The following is a 20,815-nucleotide window of genomic DNA, read 5'->3' as shown; positions in this document are numbered from 1 at the left end:
ATTAGCAGGAGCCCCCCGCCATGACCACCATGAAAGCAGCCGTCTGGCTCGAACCTGGCCGCATAGAAATCCAGCAGCGCCCGATTCCTGAACCCGGCCCTACCGATGCTCTATTGCGCGTTACCACTACCACTATCTGCGGCACAGACGTGCATATTCTCAAGGGTGAGTATCCGGTAACGCCTGGCCTGATCATAGGTCATGAGCCGGTAGGCGTCATCGAGAAACTCGGCAGCGCCGTGCGCGATTATCAGATAGGTCAACGGGTCATCGCCGGTGCTATCACCCCCTGCGGCCAATGTCACCCCTGTCTGGACGGCATCTCCAGCCAGTGCGGCGGCAAAGCGATGGGCGGCTGGCAATTAGGCAACACCATTGATGGCTGCCAGGCCGAGTATGTGCTGATCCCCAACGCCCAGGCCAATCTGACGCCGGTACCGGACGGCCTCAGCGACGAACAGGTGCTCATGTGCCCAGACATCATGAGCACCGGTTTTGGTGGCGCAGAGAGCGGTGGTATTCGCATAGGCGACACCGTGGTGATCTTTGCCCAGGGGCCAATCGGCCTGTGTGCCACGGCGGGCGCAAAACTGATGGGCGCCACGCGGATCATCGTAGTAGATAGCGTTGCTGAGCGCCTGGAAATCGCCAAGCGCCTGGGCGCCGACATCACCATCAACTTCAAGCAACAAGACCCGCTGGAACAGATCATGGCCATTACCGCCGGCAAAGGGGTAGACGTGGCCATCGAGGCCCTGGGGACTCAGCAAACCTTCGAGTCCTGCCTGCGGGCACTCAAGCCCGGGGGTACGCTGTCAAGCCTGGGCGTATACTCAGGCAAACTGTCAATGCCGCTGGATGCGATAGCGGCCGGGTTGGGCGATCACAAAATCATCACCACCCTGTGCCCGGGCGGAAAAGAACGTATGCGCCGGTTGATGGAGGTGGTCGCATCAGGCCGGGTCGACCTGACAGCGATGGTGACACACCGCTTCAAGCTGGACGACATTGTCGCCGCATACGACCTGTTCAGTCATCAGCGCGACGGTGTTCTGAAGATAGCCATCACGCCTTGAGCTGAATCACGCGCTGGCAGAGAGCTCGGCTAGTATTTCAGCAAGCGCCTCTGCTGGCGCCTCCGCCCTAGTGATCGGGCGACCTATAACCAGGTAGCTGCTACCATTCTCTACAGCCTGCTGCGGCGTCACAATGCGCCTCTGATCATCGGCAGCGGCGTCAGCTGGCCGAATGCCTGGGGTGACCAGCAGCAGTTCATTACCCAAAGCACTGCGCAGCGCCTTGGCTTCACGGGCGGAACACACCACACCGTCCAGACCACATTCCTGGGTCAAACGAGCGAGCCGCTGAACCTGCACCATGGGTTCAATATCGACCCCTACCTCGAGCAAATCTTCCTGCTCAAGACTGGTGAGAACGGTCACCGCAGTCAATAAAGGACGGTGACCTCGGCGGCTATCCAATGCCTCGCGACAGGCTTCCATCATCCGCCGACCACCTCCGGCATGCACGTTGACCATCCACACGCCCAGCTCCGCCGCAGCCACCACAGCGCTGGCAGTAGTATTTGGGATATCGTGAAACTTGAGATCGAGAAAGACTTCAAAGCCCAACTGATGCAGCGCTTCGACAATGGATGGACCGCTGCTGGTAAACAGCTCCTTACCGACCTTGACACGACACTTGCTCGGGTCAAGCTGTTTGGCCAACGCGATGGCGGTTGATGCGTCAGGGAAATCCAGGGCAACAATTACGGGGGTGTGACAGGGCATGCATTTATCCTGTTGAAGAACGTCCATGGTGACTGTCTCAGGCAGCCTCACGCCCCTTCAGGGGTCTGATGGTTGACCAACCGTGGCAGGTAGGGCATTGCCAGTGCAACTTCTTGGCCAGAAAGCCGCAAGAAGCACATCGGTACTGGTGCTTGTCCACTACCAGAGCCTCGACGATGCCGCGCAGGACCAATAAATTGTCTCGGCCCTTGGCCTCGACATGATCCAGATGCAGGTCGATCAGATAAAGCAGTCCTCTAAGGGACGGTTGTTGCTGGATATGGTCCAGCACAAAAAGACTCACTTCATGCAAGCTAGCCTGGAATTGCATCTGATCGGCTCTGGCCAATACGCTCAGCACTTGTGGCTGAGGGTTATTGGCGATCACTTGATCCAGATACTGCTGCATGTCCAGCGCGTCATTATCAGCGCAGCGACGTATTAGCGGCAAGGCTTCGGGTACAAAATCGGCGTCTTTCTCGGCAAGCCGCTGCAGCCATCTCTGCGCTGCCTTGGCGTGCCCCTGATTCAACTCCAGATCCGTTAGCATCAACATGGCGCGAATGCACGCTGCATCAGCATCCAGTGCCTGGTTGAGGTGCCGCCGCCCTGCCGACTGATCGTTACTTCGCAATAAACCTGCGGCCCTTTCGCAATGATAATGTGCCAAAGTCACCGCAAAAGCCGGGCGCTCCAGCACCAGCTTGCTGCCAACGACAATGGCCCTGCCCCATTCGTGCTCACGCTCATGCACCTTAACCAGATCTACCAATGCCTCGGCGCGCAACGGCGACGTGGCTTCCACCAGTTCTTCGAGTAGCCGCTCGGCACGGTTAAGCATGCCCACCGCGAGGTAATCGCGAGCCAACTCCAGCTGCACTCGATCAGCCTGCTGACGACTCAGATTGGGTCGTGCGAGGAGGTTTTGATGCACCTTGATCGCCCGCTCCACATCGCCACGCTGGCAAAACAGCTTACCAATGGCGATATGCGTTTCAACGGTTTCGGGATTGACTTCCAGAGCCCGAATGAAGGTCTCAATCGCTTCATCCGGTTGTTCGTTAAGCAGATAATTCAAACCGATAAAATACTGTCGATCCAGCGCGCTGCCATGCGGCTCCAGCATAAAGCCGACCTTGATTGCCTCACGCCTGCCGAGAAACCAACCGATCCCCAGGGCCAGCACAAAGAGTCCAAGGAACAGCAATTCCTGCATGGGAATCAGTCCTTGATGGGCTGGGTACGCAGCTTGTCGACTTCCTTGCGGTAACGATTCAGCTCATTGCTCTGCACCATCAACTTCAGGCGTAGGCGCGTGGTCATCAACCAACCAATAAACACGCCCAGCAGACTGCCGAGAATAAAGGCAATAACGATATACAGGGATAGGGGTAGTTCAGGGGATTGCAGCTCAAGAAACTGCAGTCGAATGCCTTGCTGGTTCTCCAACATGAAATCCAGTGTCGCCAGGGCCACAAGCAAAAGAATAACAATCAGTATCGCGCGCTTTAGCCATTGCATGCCACTAGACTCCAGTCCATTCGTGTGGGGAGCAGTATAGCGCAGGGTAAACGCCGCTTGATACCGCTTCAGACCATTTGCAAAGACTCGTTGACGCGATCACGCAACTCCTTGCCGGGCTTGAAGTGCGGCACAAATTTACCCTCAAGCTCCACCGAATCACCGGTTTTGGGGTTACGGCCGACACGCGGCGCACGGTAATGCAGAGAAAAGCTGCCAAAGCCTCTAATCTCGATACGCTCACCGGTAGCCAGTGCCTGAGACATGTGCTCCAGCATGGTCTTGATCGCCAACTCTACATCCTTGGACGACAACTGCCCCTGCTGTTCCACTATGCGCTCGATCAACTCCGACTTGGTCATGGTTTTTCCTTTTTTATCAAGCGGCTAGATCCGTTTCACTCGGTTTTACCATGCCTGACGGCAAGCCGCAAGCTACAAGCTAAAAGCGGCAAGCAGCCCTTACAATCTGATGCGCTTGCGGCGTTAACCGGATTCTGCGAGGCAGCTGAAAATACGGGGCTGTTCTTGCACGCCGCGAGGAGCTCTTAGCGCTCGAAGTTTGCGGCGCACCGCTAATCAACGGCCACAAAAAAGGGCGACCGAAGTCGCCCTTTTTCTGGTGGGTCACAAAGGCTTAGTTGCCCTTGTTCTCCATCTGCTGCTTGATCAGATCACCGATGGTGGTCGGACCGGAAGCCTGCATTTCCTGCTTGCGCAGGTCCTGGATGGCTTCTTTCTCGTCTTCAACATCTTTGGCCTTGATCGACAAACTGATCACACGGCTCTTGCGATCGATGCTGATGATCTTGGCTTCGATTTCGTCGCCAACATTCAGCACGTTACGCGCATCTTCAACACGGTCGCGGCTGATTTCGGAGGCTTTCAGAGTGCCTTCGATTTCTTCCGCCAGGGTAATTACTGCACCCTTGGCATCCACTTCCTTGACGATACCGTTGAGGATGGTGCCTTTCTCGTTCAGTGAAGCGAAGTTGGAGAACGGATCGTCTTCCAGTTGCTTGACGCCCAGAGAAATGCGCTCGCGCTCGGGATCAACAGACAGGATGACAGTTTCGATCTCGTCGCCCTTCTTGAAACGACGCACGGCTTCTTCGCCAGCTTCGTTCCAGGAAATGTCGGACAAGTGAACCAGGCCGTCGATGCCGCCGTCCAGACCAATGAAGATACCGAAATCGGTGATCGACTTGATGGAGCCGGAGATCTTGTCGCCCTTGTTGAACTTGCTGGAGAACTCTTCCCATGGGTTCATCTTGCACTGCTTGATGCCCAGGGAGATACGACGACGGTCTTCGTCGATATCCAGAACCATGACTTCCACATCGTCGCCCACTTGGACAACCTTGGAAGGATGGATGTTCTTGTTGGTCCAATCCATCTCAGATACGTGTACCAGACCTTCAACGCCCTCTTCCAGCTCGGCAAAGCAGCCGTAATCGGTGAGGTTGGTGACCTTGGCGGTAACACGAGTACCTTCAGGGTAACGACCAGTGATGGCGACCCATGGATCTTCACCCAGCTGCTTCAGACCCAGAGAAACGCGGTTGCGCTCGCGGTCGAACTTCAGCACCTTGACGTCGATCTCGTCGCCAACATTGACGATTTCGGAAGGATGCTTGATGCGCTTCCAAGCCATGTCGGTAATGTGCAGCAGGCCGTCTACGCCGCCCAGATCGACGAATGCGCCGTAATCTGTGAGGTTCTTGACAATACCTTTGACAACCTGGCCTTCCTGCAGAGTTTCCAGCAGGGCTTCACGCTCTGCACTGTTCTCGGCTTCGAGGACGGCACGACGGGAAACGACAACGTTGTTGCGCTTCTGGTCAAGCTTGATGACCTTGAATTCCAGTTCCTTGCCTTCCAGGTGCGTGGTGTCGCGCACAGGGCGGACATCGACCAGGGAGCCAGGCAGGAACGCGCGGATGGTGTTGACGTCGACGGTAAAGCCACCTTTGACCTTGCCGTTGATAACACCCTTGACGATTTCTTCTGCGGCGAAAGCTGCTTCGAGGACTTTCCAGGATTCGGCGCGCTTGGCCTTCTCACGGGACAGTTTGGTCTCACCGAAACCGTCTTCAACGGCTTCCAGTGCAACGTGAACCTCATCACCCACTTTGATCGTCAGCTCGCCCTGATCGTTCAGGAACTGCTCACGCGGGATGACACCTTCGGACTTCAAGCCAGCATGAACGGTGACCCAATCGGAGTCGATGTCCACGATGATACCGGTGATGATGGAACCCGGCTGCATGTCGAGGGTTACTAGACTTTCTTCAAAAAGTTCGGCAAAGCTTTCGCTCATTTGGAATCCTGTAAATGGTTATTTAGGCAGTAACCGCCTGGCCGCTTGTATCGCGCGCCCTGCAGCCCACATACCCGCCACATCACCAGCTGATGTGGGTTGGTTATTAAATGCCCGTTGCCGGCCAGGCTGGTTTCCCGGCAGCGGATGCCCTGATCAGCCCTGCAAGTCGCGCTCGCGCGCCGCTTTCAGCACTGATTCAAGTACTTCTTCAATCGACAAGTGAGTCGAGTCGAGCAATATGGCATCATCAGCGGGACGCAGTGGCGCCACGCTACGACTCATATCGCGCTCATCACGAGCCATAATCTCATCGAGAAGACTCACAAGATTAGCAGTTTCACCCTTTCCGAGCAACTGCTTGTGCCGCCGTTCAGCCCTTTCATGCGGGCTGGCGGTCAAAAACACCTTCAACTGCGCATCGGGGAACACCACGGTACCCATGTCACGCCCGTCTGCCACCAACCCCGGCGCCTCGCGAAATGCCTGCTGACGACTGAGCAGCGCATCGCGCACCGCAGGGATCGACGCTACCTGTGATGCGCCAGTGCCCATGGTCTCGGTGCGGATAGCACGAGTGACATCTTCACCCTCAAGAATAATGCGCTGATCGCGCTGACCTTCTTCGGCGATAAATTGCACATCCAGATAAGCGGCCAGAGCCTTGAGCCCCTCTTCGTTAGTCAGGTCCACACCATGATTCTGCGCGGCGTAAGCCAGCAGCCGGTACAAAGCCCCCGAATCCAGCAACTTCCAGCCCAGCCGACTGGCCAACAGCCCAGCGATGGTGCCCTTACCGGACCCGCCTGGGCCGTCGATGGTGATAACCGGAATAACTTGATCTGTCACGCGTCCTCCTCCAACCGAACCTGCATGCCGACCGAACTGGCCAGCGACACAAAGCCCGGGAATGACGTTGCCACATTGGCGCAATCAGTGATTAGAATATCTCCCGCAGCACGCAGGGAAGCGACACTGAAAGACATGGCGATGCGGTGGTCACCGTGGCTGTCGACTTGCCCACCCTGCATCTGCCCACCCTCAATGATGATGCCGTCATGGGTTGGCTCAGCCTTGATACCCAACGCCTGCAAGCCATCGGCCATCACTTGGATGCGGTCGGATTCCTTGACCCGCAGCTCCTCTGCGCCGCGCAACACGGTACGACCCTCGGCACAGGCGGCAGCCACAAACAGCACCGGGAACTCGTCAATAGCCAGCGGTACCTGGTCCAACGGAATGTCGATACCCTTGAGGGGCGCGTAACGCACGCGAATATCCGCCACCGGCTCACCACCTACTTCGCGCTCGTTCTCCAGAGTCAGATCACCACCCATGGCGCGCAGAATATTGATCACCCCGATCCGGGTCGAGTTGATGCCCACGTGCTCAAGCACCAGATCAGAACCCTCGGCGATGCTCGCGGCCACCATAAAAAAGGCCGCCGAGGAAATATCCGCCGGCACGTCGATCTTGCACGCACTGAGCTTGTGGCCGGGCTCGATGGTCACCTTGGCGCCTTCGACCTTGACCGGGTAGCCGAAGCCTTTGAGCATTCTCTCGGTATGGTCGCGCGTGGGCGCTGGCTCGACCACCGAGGTACTACCCGCCGCATACAGCCCCGCCAGTAGCAAACAGGATTTCACCTGAGCACTGGCCATGGGCATAGTGTAGTCCATACCCATCAGCCGGCTGTCGCCCATGATACGCAATGGCGGCCTCCCCTCGTCGGCCGTCTCGATCCGCGCGCCCATTTCCCGCAGCGGCTTGGCCACGCGGCCCATGGGCCGCTTGCTCAGAGAAGCATCGCCCATCAGCACGCTGTCAAACATCTGACCGGCGAGCAAGCCGCACAGCAGCCTCATGGAGGTACCTGAATTGCCTACATAGAGCGGCCCGGGAGGCGCCTGGAGTCCGTTCAGACCAACGCCGTTAATGGTCACGCGACCCTGATTGGGTCCGTCAATGACCACACCCATATCGCGAAAGGCCTGCAAGGTGGCCAGGCTGTCTTCACCCTCAAGAAAACCTTCGACCTCGGTGACACCTTCAGCCAAAGAGCCGAGCATGATCGAGCGGTGCGAAATAGACTTGTCGCCGGGCACACGGATAGCGCCCTGAACACGTCCACCCGGGCTGGCAATAAAATTACAGACTTGTGTTTGCATAGGTTCCATATACGCCCTGCGGGCCAAAATAGTACTGAAGTGTTCGCGCGCCGCCTTCGCCCGGGTAAATACCCCAAGCAAGGTATTGGCATCGCCCGACGCTATCGCATCACGCAACCGATCCAGATCGTGAGTAAAGGCGTCCAAGCTGCGCAAAACCGCGTCCTGATTGGCGAGAAATATATCCCGCCACATCACCGGATCGCTCGCAGCAATCCGGGTAAAATCTCTGAATCCGCCAGCGGCATAACGAAAAATATCCAGATTTTCGCTACGCCCAGCCAGCGTATCGACCAGCGAAAACGCCAGTAAATGCGGCAGATGACTGGTCGCCGCAAGCACCTCGTCATGATCGGCCAACGGCATATGCTCCACGTCTGCGCCCAGCGTTTGCCACAGGGCAGTGACCCGTATCAGCGCCGCATCACTGGTGCTATCCAGCGGCGTAAGAATTACCTTGTGACGCTGAAACAACGCTGCGCTTGCCGCTTCGATACCGCTTCTTTCCGAGCCAGCGATCGGGTGGCCAGGAACGAATCGTGCCGGCACACGACCAAACGCCTGCTCAACAGCTTTGACTACAGCACCTTTAGTACTACCCACATCGGTCAGGACCGCGTCACCTAGCTCCAGTGCCGCCAGCTCAGCTAACACTTTTTCCATCGCCAACACCGGTACCGCCAGCAGAATGACGTCGGCCCCCTGTACCGCCTCAGCCAAGCTGTCAGTAACGCGATCCACCACACCGAGCGGCAAAGCCTGTTTGCGCGTTCCTGGATTGGCGTCACACCCCACTACCTCGCGGCACACACCCGATTCACGAATACCCTTGGCAAAGGACCCACCGATCAATCCCAGACCGATCACCGCCAGGCGCCCGATTGTCGCGCTCGAAGGTGACAGCGTCTTTACATTACTCACTCGCCAGCACCTGCCCCAAGACCTCAAGGAAACGCTGGTTTTCTTCCGGCAAACCGATGGATACGCGCAGGTGATTGGGCATGCCGTAATTGGCCACGGGGCGCACGATCACACCCTGTCGCAGCAGGCCTTGAAAGACTGGCGCAGCATCACGCCCCAGGTCCACGGCAATGAAATTGCCCCGCGAGAAGATCCAGCTCAGACCCAGCGAAGTAAAGCCCGCCTCCAACTGCGCCATTCCTTCACGGTTATTTCTGCGGCTTTCCGCCAGGTAGGCCTCATCTTCCAAGGTGGCCAGCGCCGCTGCCTGAGCCAGACTGTTGACGTTGAACGGCTGCCGCACGCGATTCATCGCATCGGCAATGGCCGGCTGGCAGATGCCATAGCCGACGCGCAGCGCAGCCAGGCCGTAGGCCTTGGAGAAGGTTCGCGACACCAGCAGATTCGGATAGGTCGTCAGGTAATCAAGCCCATTGGGCACATCCCCGGTTTCGACATATTCGGTATAGGCTTCGTCGAGCACCACAATCACGTCTTCCGGCACCTGGGCCAGAAAGCGCTCCAGCGCAGGACGTTCAATCCAGGTGCCGGTCGGGTTGTTCGGGTTGGCAATAAACACCAGTCGTGTCGCCGGCGTGATCGCCGCAGCCATGGCGTCCAGATCATGCCCCCACTCGCGCGCTGGCACGACCACCGGCCGGGCGCCGACGGCCTGAGTCACAATCGGATAGACCGCAAAGGCGTGCTCGCTGAACACCACCTCGTGCTGCGGGCTAACGAAGGCACGGGTAATCAGCTCAAGAATATCGTTCGAGCCGTTACCCAGAGTGATCATTGCGGTGCTAACACCCAGGCGTTCGGCCAGCGCCTGCTTGAGCAGAAAGCCATTGCCATCCGGATAACGCGTCAGCTCGGCGAAAGCGCTGTGTATCGCCTCAAGCGCGCGAGGGCTAGGACCCAGCGGATTTTCATTGCTGGCCAGCTTGACGATATCCTCGGCGCGCAAGCCAAACTCGCGGGCGAGCTCTTCAACCGGTTTACCCGGCACATAGGGAGACAGCTTTTGAACACCCGGCAACGCCAGGCTGAGGAAATCACAGGTCATCACAAACGCCTCAAGCTATAAGCGGCAAGCCTCAAGCCGCACCAGACTGCCATTACTTGCAGCTTGCGGCTTGCGGCTTGTCGCTAATGATTCAGAGTACCGCTTTCGGATAGGAACCCAGCACCTTGAGCGCCACCGACTCTTCATTAATCTGCTCCAACGCGTCCTTGATCAGAGGATCATGCTGGTGACCGAAGAAGTCGATAAAGAACACATAGGTCCATTTACCGCTACGCGATGGGCGGGTTTCGATACGTGACAGATCGATCCCGTTGTTGTGGAACGGCTGCAATAGGTGGTGCAACGCTCCCGGTTTGTTGCGCATGGAAACGATAATCGAGGTTTTATCGTCGCCAGTGGGCGGCACCATCTGGCTGCCGATAATCAGAAAACGCGTAGAGTTGTCTGGGCGATCTTCGATTTTCTCAGCAATACGCGTCAGACCATATAGCTCGCAGGCCATGTCGCCTGCAATCGCTGCGGAATTCCACTCACCCTTGACCCGCTTGGCCGCCTCGGCATTACTGGCCACGGCGACCCGCTCGACATTCGGATAATGCGCGTCCAGCCACTTGCGGCACTGGGCCAGCGACTGGGCATGAGAATAGACCCGGGAAATCTTGTCAGTCTTGGTGTTTTCACCAACAAGCAAGTGATGGTGGATGCGCAGCTCCACTTCACCGCAGATGACCATGTCATGCTCGAGAAAACTGTCCAACGTATGATTGATTGCGCCCTCGGTGGAATTTTCCACCGGCACCACACCAAACTGCACCGCCCCTGCCGCCACTTCACGGAATATTTCATCGATCGCCGCCATCGGCACACTGATCACCGAGTGGCCGAAATGCTTGATCGCTGCGGCCTGGGTGAAGGTCCCTTCCGGCCCCAAATAGGCGACTTTAAGAGGTTCTTCCAGAGCCAGACAGGCCGACATGATCTCGCGAAACAGCCGTGCCATTTCTTCGTTGTCCAGCGGCCCTTTGTTCAGCTCCATGATGTGCTTGAGCACCCAGGCTTCGCGCTCTGGACGATAGAATATCGGCTTGCTGCCTTCAGGTAGAGACTTCTGTTTTACTTGGGCTACGGTTTGCGCGCATTGGGCGCGCTCGCTGATCAGCTCGAGAATTTTCTCGTCGAGAGTATCTATACGCTTACGTAGTGCCTTGAGTTGGTCTTCATCAGACATTGCCATCAACCCCGCTGCCGTTCGAACTCGGCCATATAGGTCACCAACGCATCAACTGCGTCTTGCGTCACGGCGTTGTAAATGGACGCGCGCATACCGCCTACCGAACGATGCCCCTTGAGGTTCAACAGGCCTCGTTCTTCAGCGCCAGCTAAAAACGGCTTATCCAACCGATCATCTGCCAGCCGAAAGGGGATATTCATCCAGGAACGATCCGCAGGATTGATCGGGTTGCTGTACAGCTCGCTGCTGTCGATCGCCTGGTAAAGCGTGCGCTGTTTGACCTGGTTGATGCGCTCCATCGCTTCAAGCCCACCCTGCGCCTTAACCCACTTGAAGATCAGGCCAGCCAGATACCAGCCGAAGGTCGGCGGCGTGTTGTACATCGAGCCGTTCTTGGCAGCGACACTGTAATCAAGCATGGTCGGGCAGCTAGCGCGTGCCTTGCCCAGCAGATCTTCACGCACAATGACCACCACCAGACCACTGGGTCCGATGTTCTTCTGCGCGCCAGCGTAAAGCATGCCGAATTTCGACACCTCCAACGGGCGAGAGAGGATGGTCGACGATACGTCGGCAATCAGCGGTTTATCGCCGACCTCGGGAATCCAGCCGTACTCCAGACCCCCAATAGTCTCATTCGGGGTGTAGTGCACGTACGCGGCATCATCCGACAACTGCCATTCGTTCTGACCCGGGATGGCAAAATAATCGTAGCCCTTGGCGCTCGCAGCGACGTTCACGTGACCAAAACGCTGAGCCTCTTCGATCGCCTTGGCCGACCAGATGCCGGTATCGATATAGTCAGCGCGGTCTCCTTCGGCCATGAAATTCAGCGGAATCTGGGCAAACTGCTGGCTGGCACCGCCTTGCAGGAACAGCACCTTATAGTTGTCCGACACGCCGAGCAGATCACGCAGATCCTGCTCGGCGGTCTCGGCGACCCGGGTGAACTCCTCGCTGCGGTGACTCATCTCCATCACCGACAGACCCTTGCCCTGCCAGTCCAGCAGTTCAGTCTGGGCCTGCTTCAGCACCGCCTCAGGCAATGCTGCAGGACCTGCACAAAAGTTGAACAGTCGATTACTCACGGCGGCGTTTTACTCCTGTTCCGTATCGGCAGCCGGAGACTCGTCCTGCGCTGCACCAAGCTCTGCATTCACTTCCACGTCGGTATCGGACTCATCCAGCTCGCCTGCAGCAAGCTCCTCTTCAGCAAGCTCCTCCTCGGACGGCTCCTGAATACGCTCCAGACCCACCAGTTTCTCGTCGCTAGCGACCTTGATCAGCGTCACACCCTGGGTGTTACGCGACAGGCTGGACACCTCGGCGACGCGGGTACGCACCAGCGTGCCCTGGTCGGAGATCAGCATGATTTCCTCACCATCGACCACCTGGACAGCCCCGACCAGCGGACCGTTGCGCTCGTTGCTGACCATGGCGATGACGCCCTGGCCGCCGCGCTTGTACTGCGGGAATTCTTCGACGGCGGTACGCTTGCCATAGCCACGTGCCGAAGCGGTCAGAATCTGCGTGCCTTCTTCAACAATAATCATCGAAATAAGGCGCTGCTTTTCCGCCAGACGCATACCGCGTACACCGCGCGCCGTACGACCCATGGCCCGTACGTCAGTTTCCTTGAAGCGCGTCACCTTGCCACCGTCGGAGAACAACATGACCTCACGCTCACCATTGGTGATGGCCGCGGAAATCAGCGTATCGCCTTCATCCAGATCCAGTGCAATCAGACCGACCGTCCGCTGGCGGCTGAACTGCTCAAGTGGCGTCTTCTTCACGGTCCCGTTGGCAGTAGCCATAAAGATGAACCAGCCTTCGGTATATTCGTCGACCGGCAACATGGCGCTGATGAACTCGCCTTCGTCCAGCGGCAACAGGTTGACCAGCGGCCGACCCCGCGCCGTGCGCGAAGCCTCTGGAATTTCATAGGTTTTCAGCCAGTACACTTTGCCTTTGCTGGAGAACAGCAGCAGCGTGGTGTGGCTGTTGGCAACCAGCAGGTGAGAGACATAGTCCTCATCCTTGACGCCCGTCGCCGCTTTACCGCGACCACCACGGCGCTGGGCCTGGTAATCGGCCAGCGGCTGGCTCTTGGCGTAACCACCATGGGAGATGGTCACTACCCGCTCTTCTTCGGTAATCAGGTCAGCAATGCTCAGATCCAGGCGTGAAGCGAGAATCTCGGTGCGCCGCGCGTCGCCGAAGTTGGTGCGAATCAGCTCCAGCTCCTCGACAATCACTTCCATCAAGCGTTCCTGGCTATTGAGGATGCGCAGCAACTCACCGATCTGTAGCAGAATCTCCTGATACTCGGCCAACAGCTTATCGTGCTCCAGACCCGTCAGGCGGTGCAGGCGCAGCTCCAGAATCGCCTGGGCCTGTTCCGGCGACAGATAATACTTGCCGTCACGCAGACCAAACTGTTCGTCCAGGCCATCGGGGCGGCAGGACTCGGCACCGGCACGCTCGACCATCTCGACCACCGCGCCGGGCTCCCAGGCGTTGGCGATCAGGCGCTCCTTGGCTTCAGCCGGGGTCGGCGAGGCCTTGATCATGGCGATCACTGGATCGATATTCGACAGTGCGACCGCCTGACCCTCAAGAATGTGCCCACGCTCTCGCGCCTTGCGCAATTCAAATACGGTCCTGCGGGTAACCACTTCACGACGGTGACGGATAAAGGCGTCGAGCAATTCCTTGAGGTTCAGAATGCGCGGCTGGCCGTCGAGTAGACCAACGATATTGATACCGAACACGTTCTGCATCTGTGTCTGGGTATACAGATTATTGAGCACAACCTCGGCCACTTCACCCCGACGTATCTCGATAACCACACGCATGCCGTCTTTGTCGGACTCGTCACGCAGCTCGGTAATGCCTTCAATCTTTTTCTCTTTGACCAGCTCAGCGATCTTCTCAATCAACCGCGCCTTGTTCAACTGGTAGGGCAGCTCGTTGATGATGATCTGCTGGCGGCCGCCGACTTTGTCGATATCCTCAATAATGCAGCGGGCCCGCACGTAGATACGGCCGCGGCCGGTCTTGTACGCCTCAACAATACCCGCACGGCCGTTGATAATGCCGGCGGTGGGGAAATCCGGACCAGGAATATACTCCATCAAATCATCGATGGTCAGATCCGGGTTTTCGATCAGCGCCAAGCAGGCATTGATCACTTCAGTCAGGTTGTGCGGCGGGATATTAGTCGCCATGCCCACGGCAATACCACTGGAGCCGTTGATCAGTAGATTCGGGACCTTGGTCGGCAGTACCGCTGGAATTTGCTCGGTGCCGTCATAGTTGGGCACCCAGTCAACGGTTTCCTTCTCCAGGTCAGCCAGCAGCTCGTGCGCCAGCTTAGTCATGCGGATTTCGGTATAACGCATGGCGGCGGCGTTATCGCCATCCACCGAACCGAAGTTACCCTGACCATCAACCAGCAGGTAGCGTAGCGAGAACGGCTGCGCCATACGAACGATGGTGTCGTAGACAGCCGAGTCGCCGTGCGGGTGATACTTACCGATCACGTCACCGACCACACGGGCCGATTTCTTGTAGGGCTTGTTCCAGTCGTTGTTCAGCTCGCTCATCGCGAACAGCACGCGACGATGCACCGGTTTGAGTCCGTCGCGAACATCCGGCAAGGCCCGACCCACGATCACGCTCATGGCGTAATCGAGGTAGGACTGCTTCAGTTCATCTTCGATATTGACTGGAAGGATTTCTTTGGCCAGTTCACCCATGAAACGGCATTCCTTTTATTGTCGGCAACCTGACGATGCCTGTAGACAGTTATTCGGCGTACTCAGGGGCTCTGCGGGGCTGCTGTTTCCGTTAAGAAGTAGTCAGTCAGCGCGGGGCCGCAGGGCGCCCGGTTAAAGCCCGACAGGATACCACAGAGCGAGGCAGGGAGGGAGGCGAAACGCGAGCCTGAGCCTGCCATTTCAACAAGAAGGACGAACGGGTCATTCCCACCGGTAGATGCCACCAATCAGTGCAGATGCCGGTGACTCATTAAATCGGCCAATTTGCGCGCATCCGGACGTTCGATCACCCCTTTTTCAGTGATGATGGCATCAATCAAGTCCGCAGGCGTCACATCGAACACCGGGTTGAACACGGGCACCCCGACATCCAGTGATTGGCCGCCCAACTGCAACAGCTCGGCCGCCCCCCGCTCTTCGATAACCACCTCGTCGCCATGCTCCAGCGCCATATCGATAGTCGAGCTTGGCGCAACGACCATAAACCGCAGACCGTGATGCATGGCCAGAATTGACAGCGAGTAAGTCCCAATTTTGTTCACTACGTCACCATTGGCGGCAATACGGTCCGCGCCCACGATGACCCAGGTAATGGTTTGGGTCTTCATTAAGTGGCCAGCGGCCGAGTCGACATTGATGCTCGCCTCAATGCCGTCGCGCTCAAGCTCCCAGGCAGTCAACCGCGAGCCCTGTAGCCAGGGACGGGTTTCATCAATAAACACCTTGTCGACCAGCCCGGCGGCATGCGCGGCGCGGATCACGCCCAGCGCCGTACCATAGCCGCCGGTAGCCAGCGCACCGGCATTGCAATGAGTGAGCAGATTTTGCGGGGTTTTCTGATGCTTGCGAATCAGTTCCATGCCGAGCTTGCCCATGGTCAAGTTGGCTTCATGATCGCTTTGATGAATGGACTGGGCAGCCTCGAGCAGGCGTGCGGGCACATCCGCATGCGCTCCCAACCGCGCCAGCCGGTCACGCATCAACTTCAACGCCCAGGTGAGGTTGACCGCCGTGGGTCGTGCGCTTTCCAGCAGATCGAAATCAGCCTGTAATGCCTGCAGCCAATTATCGCTCTGAGCCACACGCCGGGCCGCCAACGCAACGCCGTAAGCTGCGGCGATACCAATCGCCGGCGCACCACGCACCACCATATCGCGGATGGCTGCCGCGACCTGATCGGCGTCGGCGCATTCAATATAATCTTCGCGCGCCGGCAGCAGCCGCTGGTCCAGCAGACGCAATACCCCGCCGCGCCATTCGAGGGCTTTCACTTTGTCCACTGTGGCTGATTGTGTAGCAGGCTGCATGATGTCCCTCCTAAACCGCCATTATACCCATCCACGGAGCGGCCTGACGAACACAGAAATGAAATGTCACTGCACCCAATCGAAGGCAAACGTTATACTGCTGCGCATGATTCAAGATGAACTCCCCATGCTGTCTCTGCCCGACTCCATCGACCTGCTGATCTCGGCGCGCTGGATCGTACCCGTTGTGCCCGCCGACCAGGTGCTGGAGAACCACGCGATTATCGTGCACCAAGGCCGCATTCTCGGCATCGTCAGCCAGGCGCGGGCAGCCGAGCTGCAGGCCCGCGAACGCCGCGAACTACCCAATCATGTGCTTATTCCCGGGCTGATCAACGCCCATGGGCACGCGGCTATGAGCCTATTCCGTGGGCTGGCCGATGATTTGCCGCTGATGAGCTGGCTCAACGATCATATCTGGCCGGCCGAAGGTCGCTGGGTCAGTGAAGCCTTTGTGCGCACCGGCACACGATTAGCGGTATCCGAGATGTTGCGCGGCGGCACTACCTGTTTTGCCGACATGTATTTCTACCCCGAGACTGCGGCCCAGGTAGCCATAGAAGCAGGCATGCGCGCACAACTGGCATTTCCGGTTGTAGATAACCCGATCCCCGGCGCACAGAACAGCGCTGAAGCTATTTCCAAAGGCCTGCGCCTGCATGACGACAGCAAACATAACGAGCTGATCAGTATCGCATTTGGGCCCCACGCCCCTTATACAGTCGGCGACGAGACACTTATTCGCGTACGCACTCTGGCGGATGAGCTTGAGCTGCCCGTGCATATGCATGTACACGAAACCGCATTCGAAGTGGAAGAAGCCGTGCGCCAATCAGGCATGCGTCCGCTGCAGCGTCTGCGTGAGCTCGGCTTGCTCAGTCCGCGCCTGCAAGCGGTACATATGACCCAGATCGATGATCAGGATCTACGGCTTCTCGACGACTTTGGCGTGCAGATCATCCATTGCCCCGAGTCCAACATGAAACTGGCCAGCGGCTTCTGTCCGGTCCAGCGCTTGCTGGATAACGGCATCAATGTCGCGCTGGGCACTGACGGCGCCGCCAGTAACAATGATCTGGATATGTTTGGTGAGTTGCGCACAGCGGCCTTGCTAGCCAAAGGCGTCTCCGGGCAACCCACTGCTCTGAATGCTCACAGCGCCTTGCGCATGGCCACGCTGTCCGGCGCTCAGGCCTTGGGTATTGCCGAACAGACCGGCTCACTGGAGCCGGGCAAATTCGCTGATATGGTCGCAGTGGACCTCTCCGCCCTACCCTTGCAACCCGTCTACCATCCGGTATCGCAACTACTCTATACCTGCAACGCTTCGCAGGTGTCGGATGTGTGGGTGGCTGGCCGGCAGAAAGTCAGATCCGGCCAGCTCCAGTTGGCCGACCAGGATGGCCTCCTCGAAGCAGTGAATGAATGGGCTCAACAGATTCAGATAGGGGACGAACAACATGACGCTTAATGTAGACCAGGCAGAAATTGCCAAATTTGAAGCGCTGGCCAGCCGCTGGTGGGACCGCAACAGTGAATTCAAGCCACTGCACCAGATCAACCCACTGCGTACCAACTGGATTGATGAACGTGCTGGCCTGGCCGGCAAGGAAGTCCTGGATGTCGGCTGCGGCGGCGGCATTCTCGCTGAAGCGATGGCTCTGCGAGGCGCCAAAGTAATGGGCATCGACATGGGCGAAGCGCCGCTGGCCGTCGCGCGCCTGCATCAACTCGAATCCGGCGTTGAGGTCGATTACCAACAGACCACCGCCGAGCAGCTGGCTGAACTGCACCCCGGCCGCTTTGACGTTGTTACCTGCCTGGAAATGCTTGAGCACGTGCCCGATCCCGCCTCGGTGATTCGAGCCTGCGCCACTCTGGTCAAACCCGGCGGCGAAGTGTTCTTCTCTACCATCAACCGCAATCCGAAATCGTTTGTATTTGCGATTGTCGGTGCCGAATACGTCCTGCGCCTGCTACCGCGCGGCACCCATGAATTCGCCAAATTCATCAAGCCCGCCGAACTCGGCCGCTGGTCACGCGACGCCGGACTGGACATGCAAGATATCATTGGCCTGACCTACAATCCGCTGACCAAGGTGTACAAGCTTGAGTCCGATGTGGATGTCAATTACATGATCCACACCCGCCGTAGCGCGTGACGGCATGCTAACCAGCGTATTGTTCGATCTCGACGGCACCCTGCTGGATACCGCCGACGATTTTATGGCGGTCATCTTGCGCATGCGCCAGGAACGCGGCTTGCCGTCATTGGACACCATACGCATTCGCGAGCGGGTGTCCGACGGATCAGTGGGAATGCTCAGCTGCGCCTTCAACATGCAACCCAGCGATGCAGGCTTTGACGCACTACGCGAAGAGTTTCTTCACCACTATGACCTGTCTTTAGCAGTTCACACGCGGCTTTTTGATGGCATGCCAGAGCTGCTTGACTGGCTCGACGATCAAGGTCTGCCATGGGGCATAGTTACCAACAAACTCAGCCGCTTCAGCGTCCCCCTGCTGGATGCCATGGGTTTGGCCAGTCGCTGCCGCAGCCTGGTCTGCCCCGACCAGGTCAGCCACGGCAAACCGCACCCGGAACCCCTGCTCAAAGCGTGCGTCGAAATGGGTGTAAAGCCAGCCGATTCAGTTTATGTGGGAGACCACCTGCGTGACATCCTGGCGGGCAGAGCAGCCGGCATGCCTACAATCGCCGCGCTATATGGCTATATCCCGCCGGACGAAGATCCTGCTGGCTGGCAGGCTACCCACAGCATAAAATCCCCAGCCGAGTTACGCTCATGGCTGGTGCAAAGGCAACTTCAGGAGGTACCCCATGCTTGACTATCAAGCTCCCCAGGACCTGCTCACAGATCGCGTGATACTGATCACTGGCGCAGGCGACGGCATCGGCAAGGCCTGCGCACTGAGTTGCGCCGCACATGGAGCAACCGTCATTCTGATCGGCCGCACGCCATCCAAACTTGAAGCGGTCTATGACGAAATCGAAGCCTCAGGTTTCCCGCAGCCCGCATTGTGTCCGCTGAACCTGGAAACCGCTCTGGAAAAAGACTACGTGGACCTGGCCGACCAACTGTTCGATACCTTTGGCAAGCTAGACGGGCTGGTACATAACGCGGCCCTTCTGGGTCCACGGACGTTGCTCGATAACGTGAAAGCAGAGGCCTGGCTGCAATTGATGCAAGTTAACGTCAACGCCCCCTTCCTGCTCAGCAAGTCCATGATGCCCTTGCTGCGCGCCGCGCCCGATGCGTCGGTGGTTTGCGTTTCCTCCAGCGTAGGCCGCAAGGGTCGCGCCTATTGGGGGCCCTACGCAGTGAGTAAATTTGCCCTGGAAGGTATGATGCAAGTATTTGCCGATGAACAGGACGGCACCAGCGCCATCCGCTTCAACAGCCTCAACCCCGGTGCCACCCGCACCAGCATGCGCGCTGCGGCCTATCCCGGAGAGGCGCCAGAGAAGAATCCGGAGCCCGCACAGATTATGCCGGCCTTTCTGTATCTACTCGGGCCTGACAGCAAAGCGGTCAACGGCCAAGCCCTGGACGCCCAGTAGTCGGTTTTCTGACGCCTCCTCTACCTTATCCCTCTCTTCCTCGTAGCAAGGCGGCAAATAATTGCCGCTTTGCTATAAAAAAGTCGCTTTAAAAATATAAACAACTGATTAAAAACACATTTTCATATTAGGCACACTCCCTGCATGGTAAATAGCCATCACTTCCCCATTTGCAGGCGCGCCATGACCCTATCGACCAGCAATACCATAGACTTTGACTCCGCGCGCCTGCGACTCAATCACGACGAGAAAGCTCGCTCATCGCTTATTGTTCCGCCGAGCAAGCCTATCCGGCACATGACCCTGATGGGCCTGCAACAGCGATTAACTCAGCAGTTGCAGACCTCACTTGAAATCGATCGCGTTTTGGATATGTTCTTTAACGCACTGCAGGAATTTATCGGGTTGAACAGCCTGGAGTTTCGCCATGACGCTCACAGTGTTCAGATACAAAAAGGCACTTCGAGCATGCACCGTTGCAGCTACCGCATGACCCATGCCGGCGACTTCCTAGGCGAGATTCAATTCACCCGTGCCAAGCGCTTCAGTGAACACCAGCTGCAGAGCCTGGAAACGCTATTAGGCAATCTGCTTTACCCCCTGCGAAACGCCCTGATGTATCGGGAGGCCCTGCGTTTCGCCTTGAATGACAGCCTGACTGGCATCGGTAACCGCATGAGCCTGGATCAGGCATTGAGTCGCGAAGTAAAATGCGCCGCACGCCATCACACGCCCCTGTCATTATTGATTATGGATATTGATCATTTCAAACAGATCAATGACAAGTATGGGCACGCCTACGGCGATGCAGCGCTGAAAGCCATCGTCAGCTGCACCCGCAACTGCTTGCGCGACGTCGATGAGCTCTTTCGCATGGGGGGTGAGGAATTCGTCGTACTGCTTGCCAATACTGACAACCATGCCGCACGTTTTATCGCCGAGCGCATTCGCCGCAGCATAGAGCAGATGCAATTTGAAATTGATGGTGACGCCATACCCATGACCGCCAGCCTGGGTATCGCCACCTTGAAAGCGGGAGAAAAAGAAGAGAGCCTTCTGGAGCGTGGCGACAAACTGATGTACACCGCCAAGCGCGCTGGCCGCAACAGGATCGCCTGCTGACGACCAGCGCA

General features: G+C 57.6%; 18 protein-coding genes. 6 read left to right on the top strand and 12 right to left on the bottom strand.

The genetic code is table 11. From position 1 onward, the window contains the following. Positions 1–20 precede the first annotated feature (20 nt). Positions 21–1,076, top strand: coding sequence for an NAD(P)-dependent alcohol dehydrogenase (locus K787_RS0106270; protein WP_022961943.1), 1,056 nt, complete (start codon positions 21–23; stop codon positions 1,074–1,076). A 6-nt stretch (positions 1,077–1,082) separates the two neighbouring features. On the opposite strand, the gene pyrF is transcribed toward K787_RS0106270, so the two are convergent. The 12 genes from pyrF to mtnA all read right to left on the bottom strand — a co-directional run bounded on the left by pyrF (position 1,083) and on the right by mtnA (position 16,102). Then, complete coding sequence (pyrF, locus tag K787_RS0106265) at positions 1,083–1,790, bottom strand: orotidine-5'-phosphate decarboxylase (protein ID WP_022961942.1); 708 nt, start codon at positions 1,788–1,790, stop codon at positions 1,083–1,085. A 37-nt stretch (positions 1,791–1,827) separates the two neighbouring features. Next, on the bottom strand, positions 1,828–3,006 hold the full coding sequence (lapB, locus tag K787_RS0106260) for a lipopolysaccharide assembly protein LapB (RefSeq protein WP_022961941.1): 1,179 nt from the start codon (positions 3,004–3,006) through the stop codon (positions 1,828–1,830). A gap of 5 nt (positions 3,007–3,011) precedes the next feature. Beyond that, the gene (locus tag K787_RS0106255; RefSeq protein WP_022961940.1) at positions 3,012–3,311 is read right to left on the bottom strand and encodes a lipopolysaccharide assembly protein LapA domain-containing protein; all 300 of its coding nucleotides are present in this window, start codon (positions 3,309–3,311) and stop codon (positions 3,012–3,014) included. Positions 3,312–3,379: 68 nt separating this feature from the next. Next, positions 3,380–3,673, bottom strand: coding sequence for an integration host factor subunit beta (gene ihfB, locus K787_RS0106250; protein ID WP_022961939.1), 294 nt, complete (start codon positions 3,671–3,673; stop codon positions 3,380–3,382). Between the two features lie 274 nt (positions 3,674–3,947). After that, positions 3,948–5,630: a 30S ribosomal protein S1 gene (gene rpsA, locus K787_RS0106245; protein WP_022961938.1), complete on the bottom strand. Its 1,683-nt coding sequence runs from the start codon at positions 5,628–5,630 to the stop codon at positions 3,948–3,950. Between the two features lie 156 nt (positions 5,631–5,786). Continuing rightward, positions 5,787–6,479, bottom strand: coding sequence for a (d)CMP kinase (gene cmk / locus K787_RS0106240; RefSeq protein ID WP_022961937.1), 693 nt, complete (start codon positions 6,477–6,479; stop codon positions 5,787–5,789). After that, positions 6,476–8,719 carry a bifunctional prephenate dehydrogenase/3-phosphoshikimate 1-carboxyvinyltransferase gene (locus tag K787_RS0106235; protein ID WP_022961936.1) on the bottom strand — a complete coding sequence of 748 codons (2,244 nt, stop codon included), beginning with the start codon at positions 8,717–8,719 and terminating at the stop codon, positions 6,476–6,478. The genes cmk and K787_RS0106235 overlap by 4 nt, the downstream gene beginning before the upstream one ends. Then, the gene (gene hisC, locus K787_RS0106230) at positions 8,712–9,824 is read right to left on the bottom strand and encodes a histidinol-phosphate transaminase (protein ID WP_022961935.1); all 1,113 of its coding nucleotides are present in this window, start codon (positions 9,822–9,824) and stop codon (positions 8,712–8,714) included. The genes K787_RS0106235 and hisC overlap by 8 nt, the downstream gene beginning before the upstream one ends. A 91-nt stretch (positions 9,825–9,915) precedes the next feature. Beyond that, complete coding sequence (gene pheA / locus K787_RS0106225) at positions 9,916–11,013, bottom strand: prephenate dehydratase (protein ID WP_028614670.1); 1,098 nt, start codon at positions 11,011–11,013, stop codon at positions 9,916–9,918. A gap of 5 nt (positions 11,014–11,018) precedes the next feature. Further along, entirely contained in the window at positions 11,019–12,104 is a 1,086-nt protein-coding gene (serC, locus tag K787_RS0106220) for a 3-phosphoserine/phosphohydroxythreonine transaminase (protein ID WP_022961933.1), read from the bottom strand. A 9-nt stretch (positions 12,105–12,113) separates the two neighbouring features. After that, positions 12,114–14,774: a DNA gyrase subunit A gene (gene gyrA, locus K787_RS0106215; RefSeq protein WP_022961932.1), complete on the bottom strand. Its 2,661-nt coding sequence runs from the start codon at positions 14,772–14,774 to the stop codon at positions 12,114–12,116. A gap of 248 nt (positions 14,775–15,022) precedes the next feature. Then, a complete protein-coding gene (gene mtnA, locus K787_RS0106210) occupies positions 15,023–16,102 on the bottom strand; it encodes an S-methyl-5-thioribose-1-phosphate isomerase (protein ID WP_022961931.1) in 1,080 nt (359 codons plus the stop codon). Between the two features lie 127 nt (positions 16,103–16,229). On the opposite strand from mtnA, the gene K787_RS0106205 reads away from it, so the two are divergent. The 5 genes from K787_RS0106205 to K787_RS0106185 all read left to right on the top strand — a co-directional run bounded on the left by K787_RS0106205 (position 16,230) and on the right by K787_RS0106185 (position 20,804). Beyond that, entirely contained in the window at positions 16,230–17,573 is a 1,344-nt protein-coding gene (locus K787_RS0106205) for a TRZ/ATZ family hydrolase (protein ID WP_028614668.1), read from the top strand. Beyond that, the gene (gene ubiG / locus K787_RS0106200) at positions 17,563–18,264 is read left to right on the top strand and encodes a bifunctional 2-polyprenyl-6-hydroxyphenol methylase/3-demethylubiquinol 3-O-methyltransferase UbiG (RefSeq protein WP_022961929.1); all 702 of its coding nucleotides are present in this window, start codon (positions 17,563–17,565) and stop codon (positions 18,262–18,264) included. Before K787_RS0106205 ends, ubiG begins: the two co-directional genes overlap by 11 nt. A 4-nt stretch (positions 18,265–18,268) precedes the next feature. After that, positions 18,269–18,949 (top strand): HAD family hydrolase, encoded by a 681-nt coding sequence (locus tag K787_RS0106195; RefSeq protein ID WP_022961928.1) that lies wholly within the window; start codon positions 18,269–18,271, stop codon positions 18,947–18,949. After that, positions 18,942–19,682 carry a YciK family oxidoreductase gene (locus K787_RS0106190; RefSeq protein WP_022961927.1) on the top strand — a complete coding sequence of 247 codons (741 nt, stop codon included), beginning with the start codon at positions 18,942–18,944 and terminating at the stop codon, positions 19,680–19,682. The genes K787_RS0106195 and K787_RS0106190 overlap by 8 nt, the downstream gene beginning before the upstream one ends. 183 nt (positions 19,683–19,865) lie before the next feature. Then, positions 19,866–20,804, top strand: coding sequence for a GGDEF domain-containing protein (locus K787_RS0106185; protein ID WP_022961926.1), 939 nt, complete (start codon positions 19,866–19,868; stop codon positions 20,802–20,804). Positions 20,805–20,815 lie beyond the last annotated feature (11 nt).

Source organism: Halopseudomonas pelagia CL-AP6, assembly GCF_000410875.1.
Lineage (GTDB): Bacteria > Pseudomonadota > Gammaproteobacteria > Pseudomonadales > Pseudomonadaceae > Halopseudomonas > Halopseudomonas pelagia.
The sequence above is the reverse complement of the archived record's forward strand: the minus strand, read 5'-3'. Positions and strand labels throughout refer to the sequence as shown.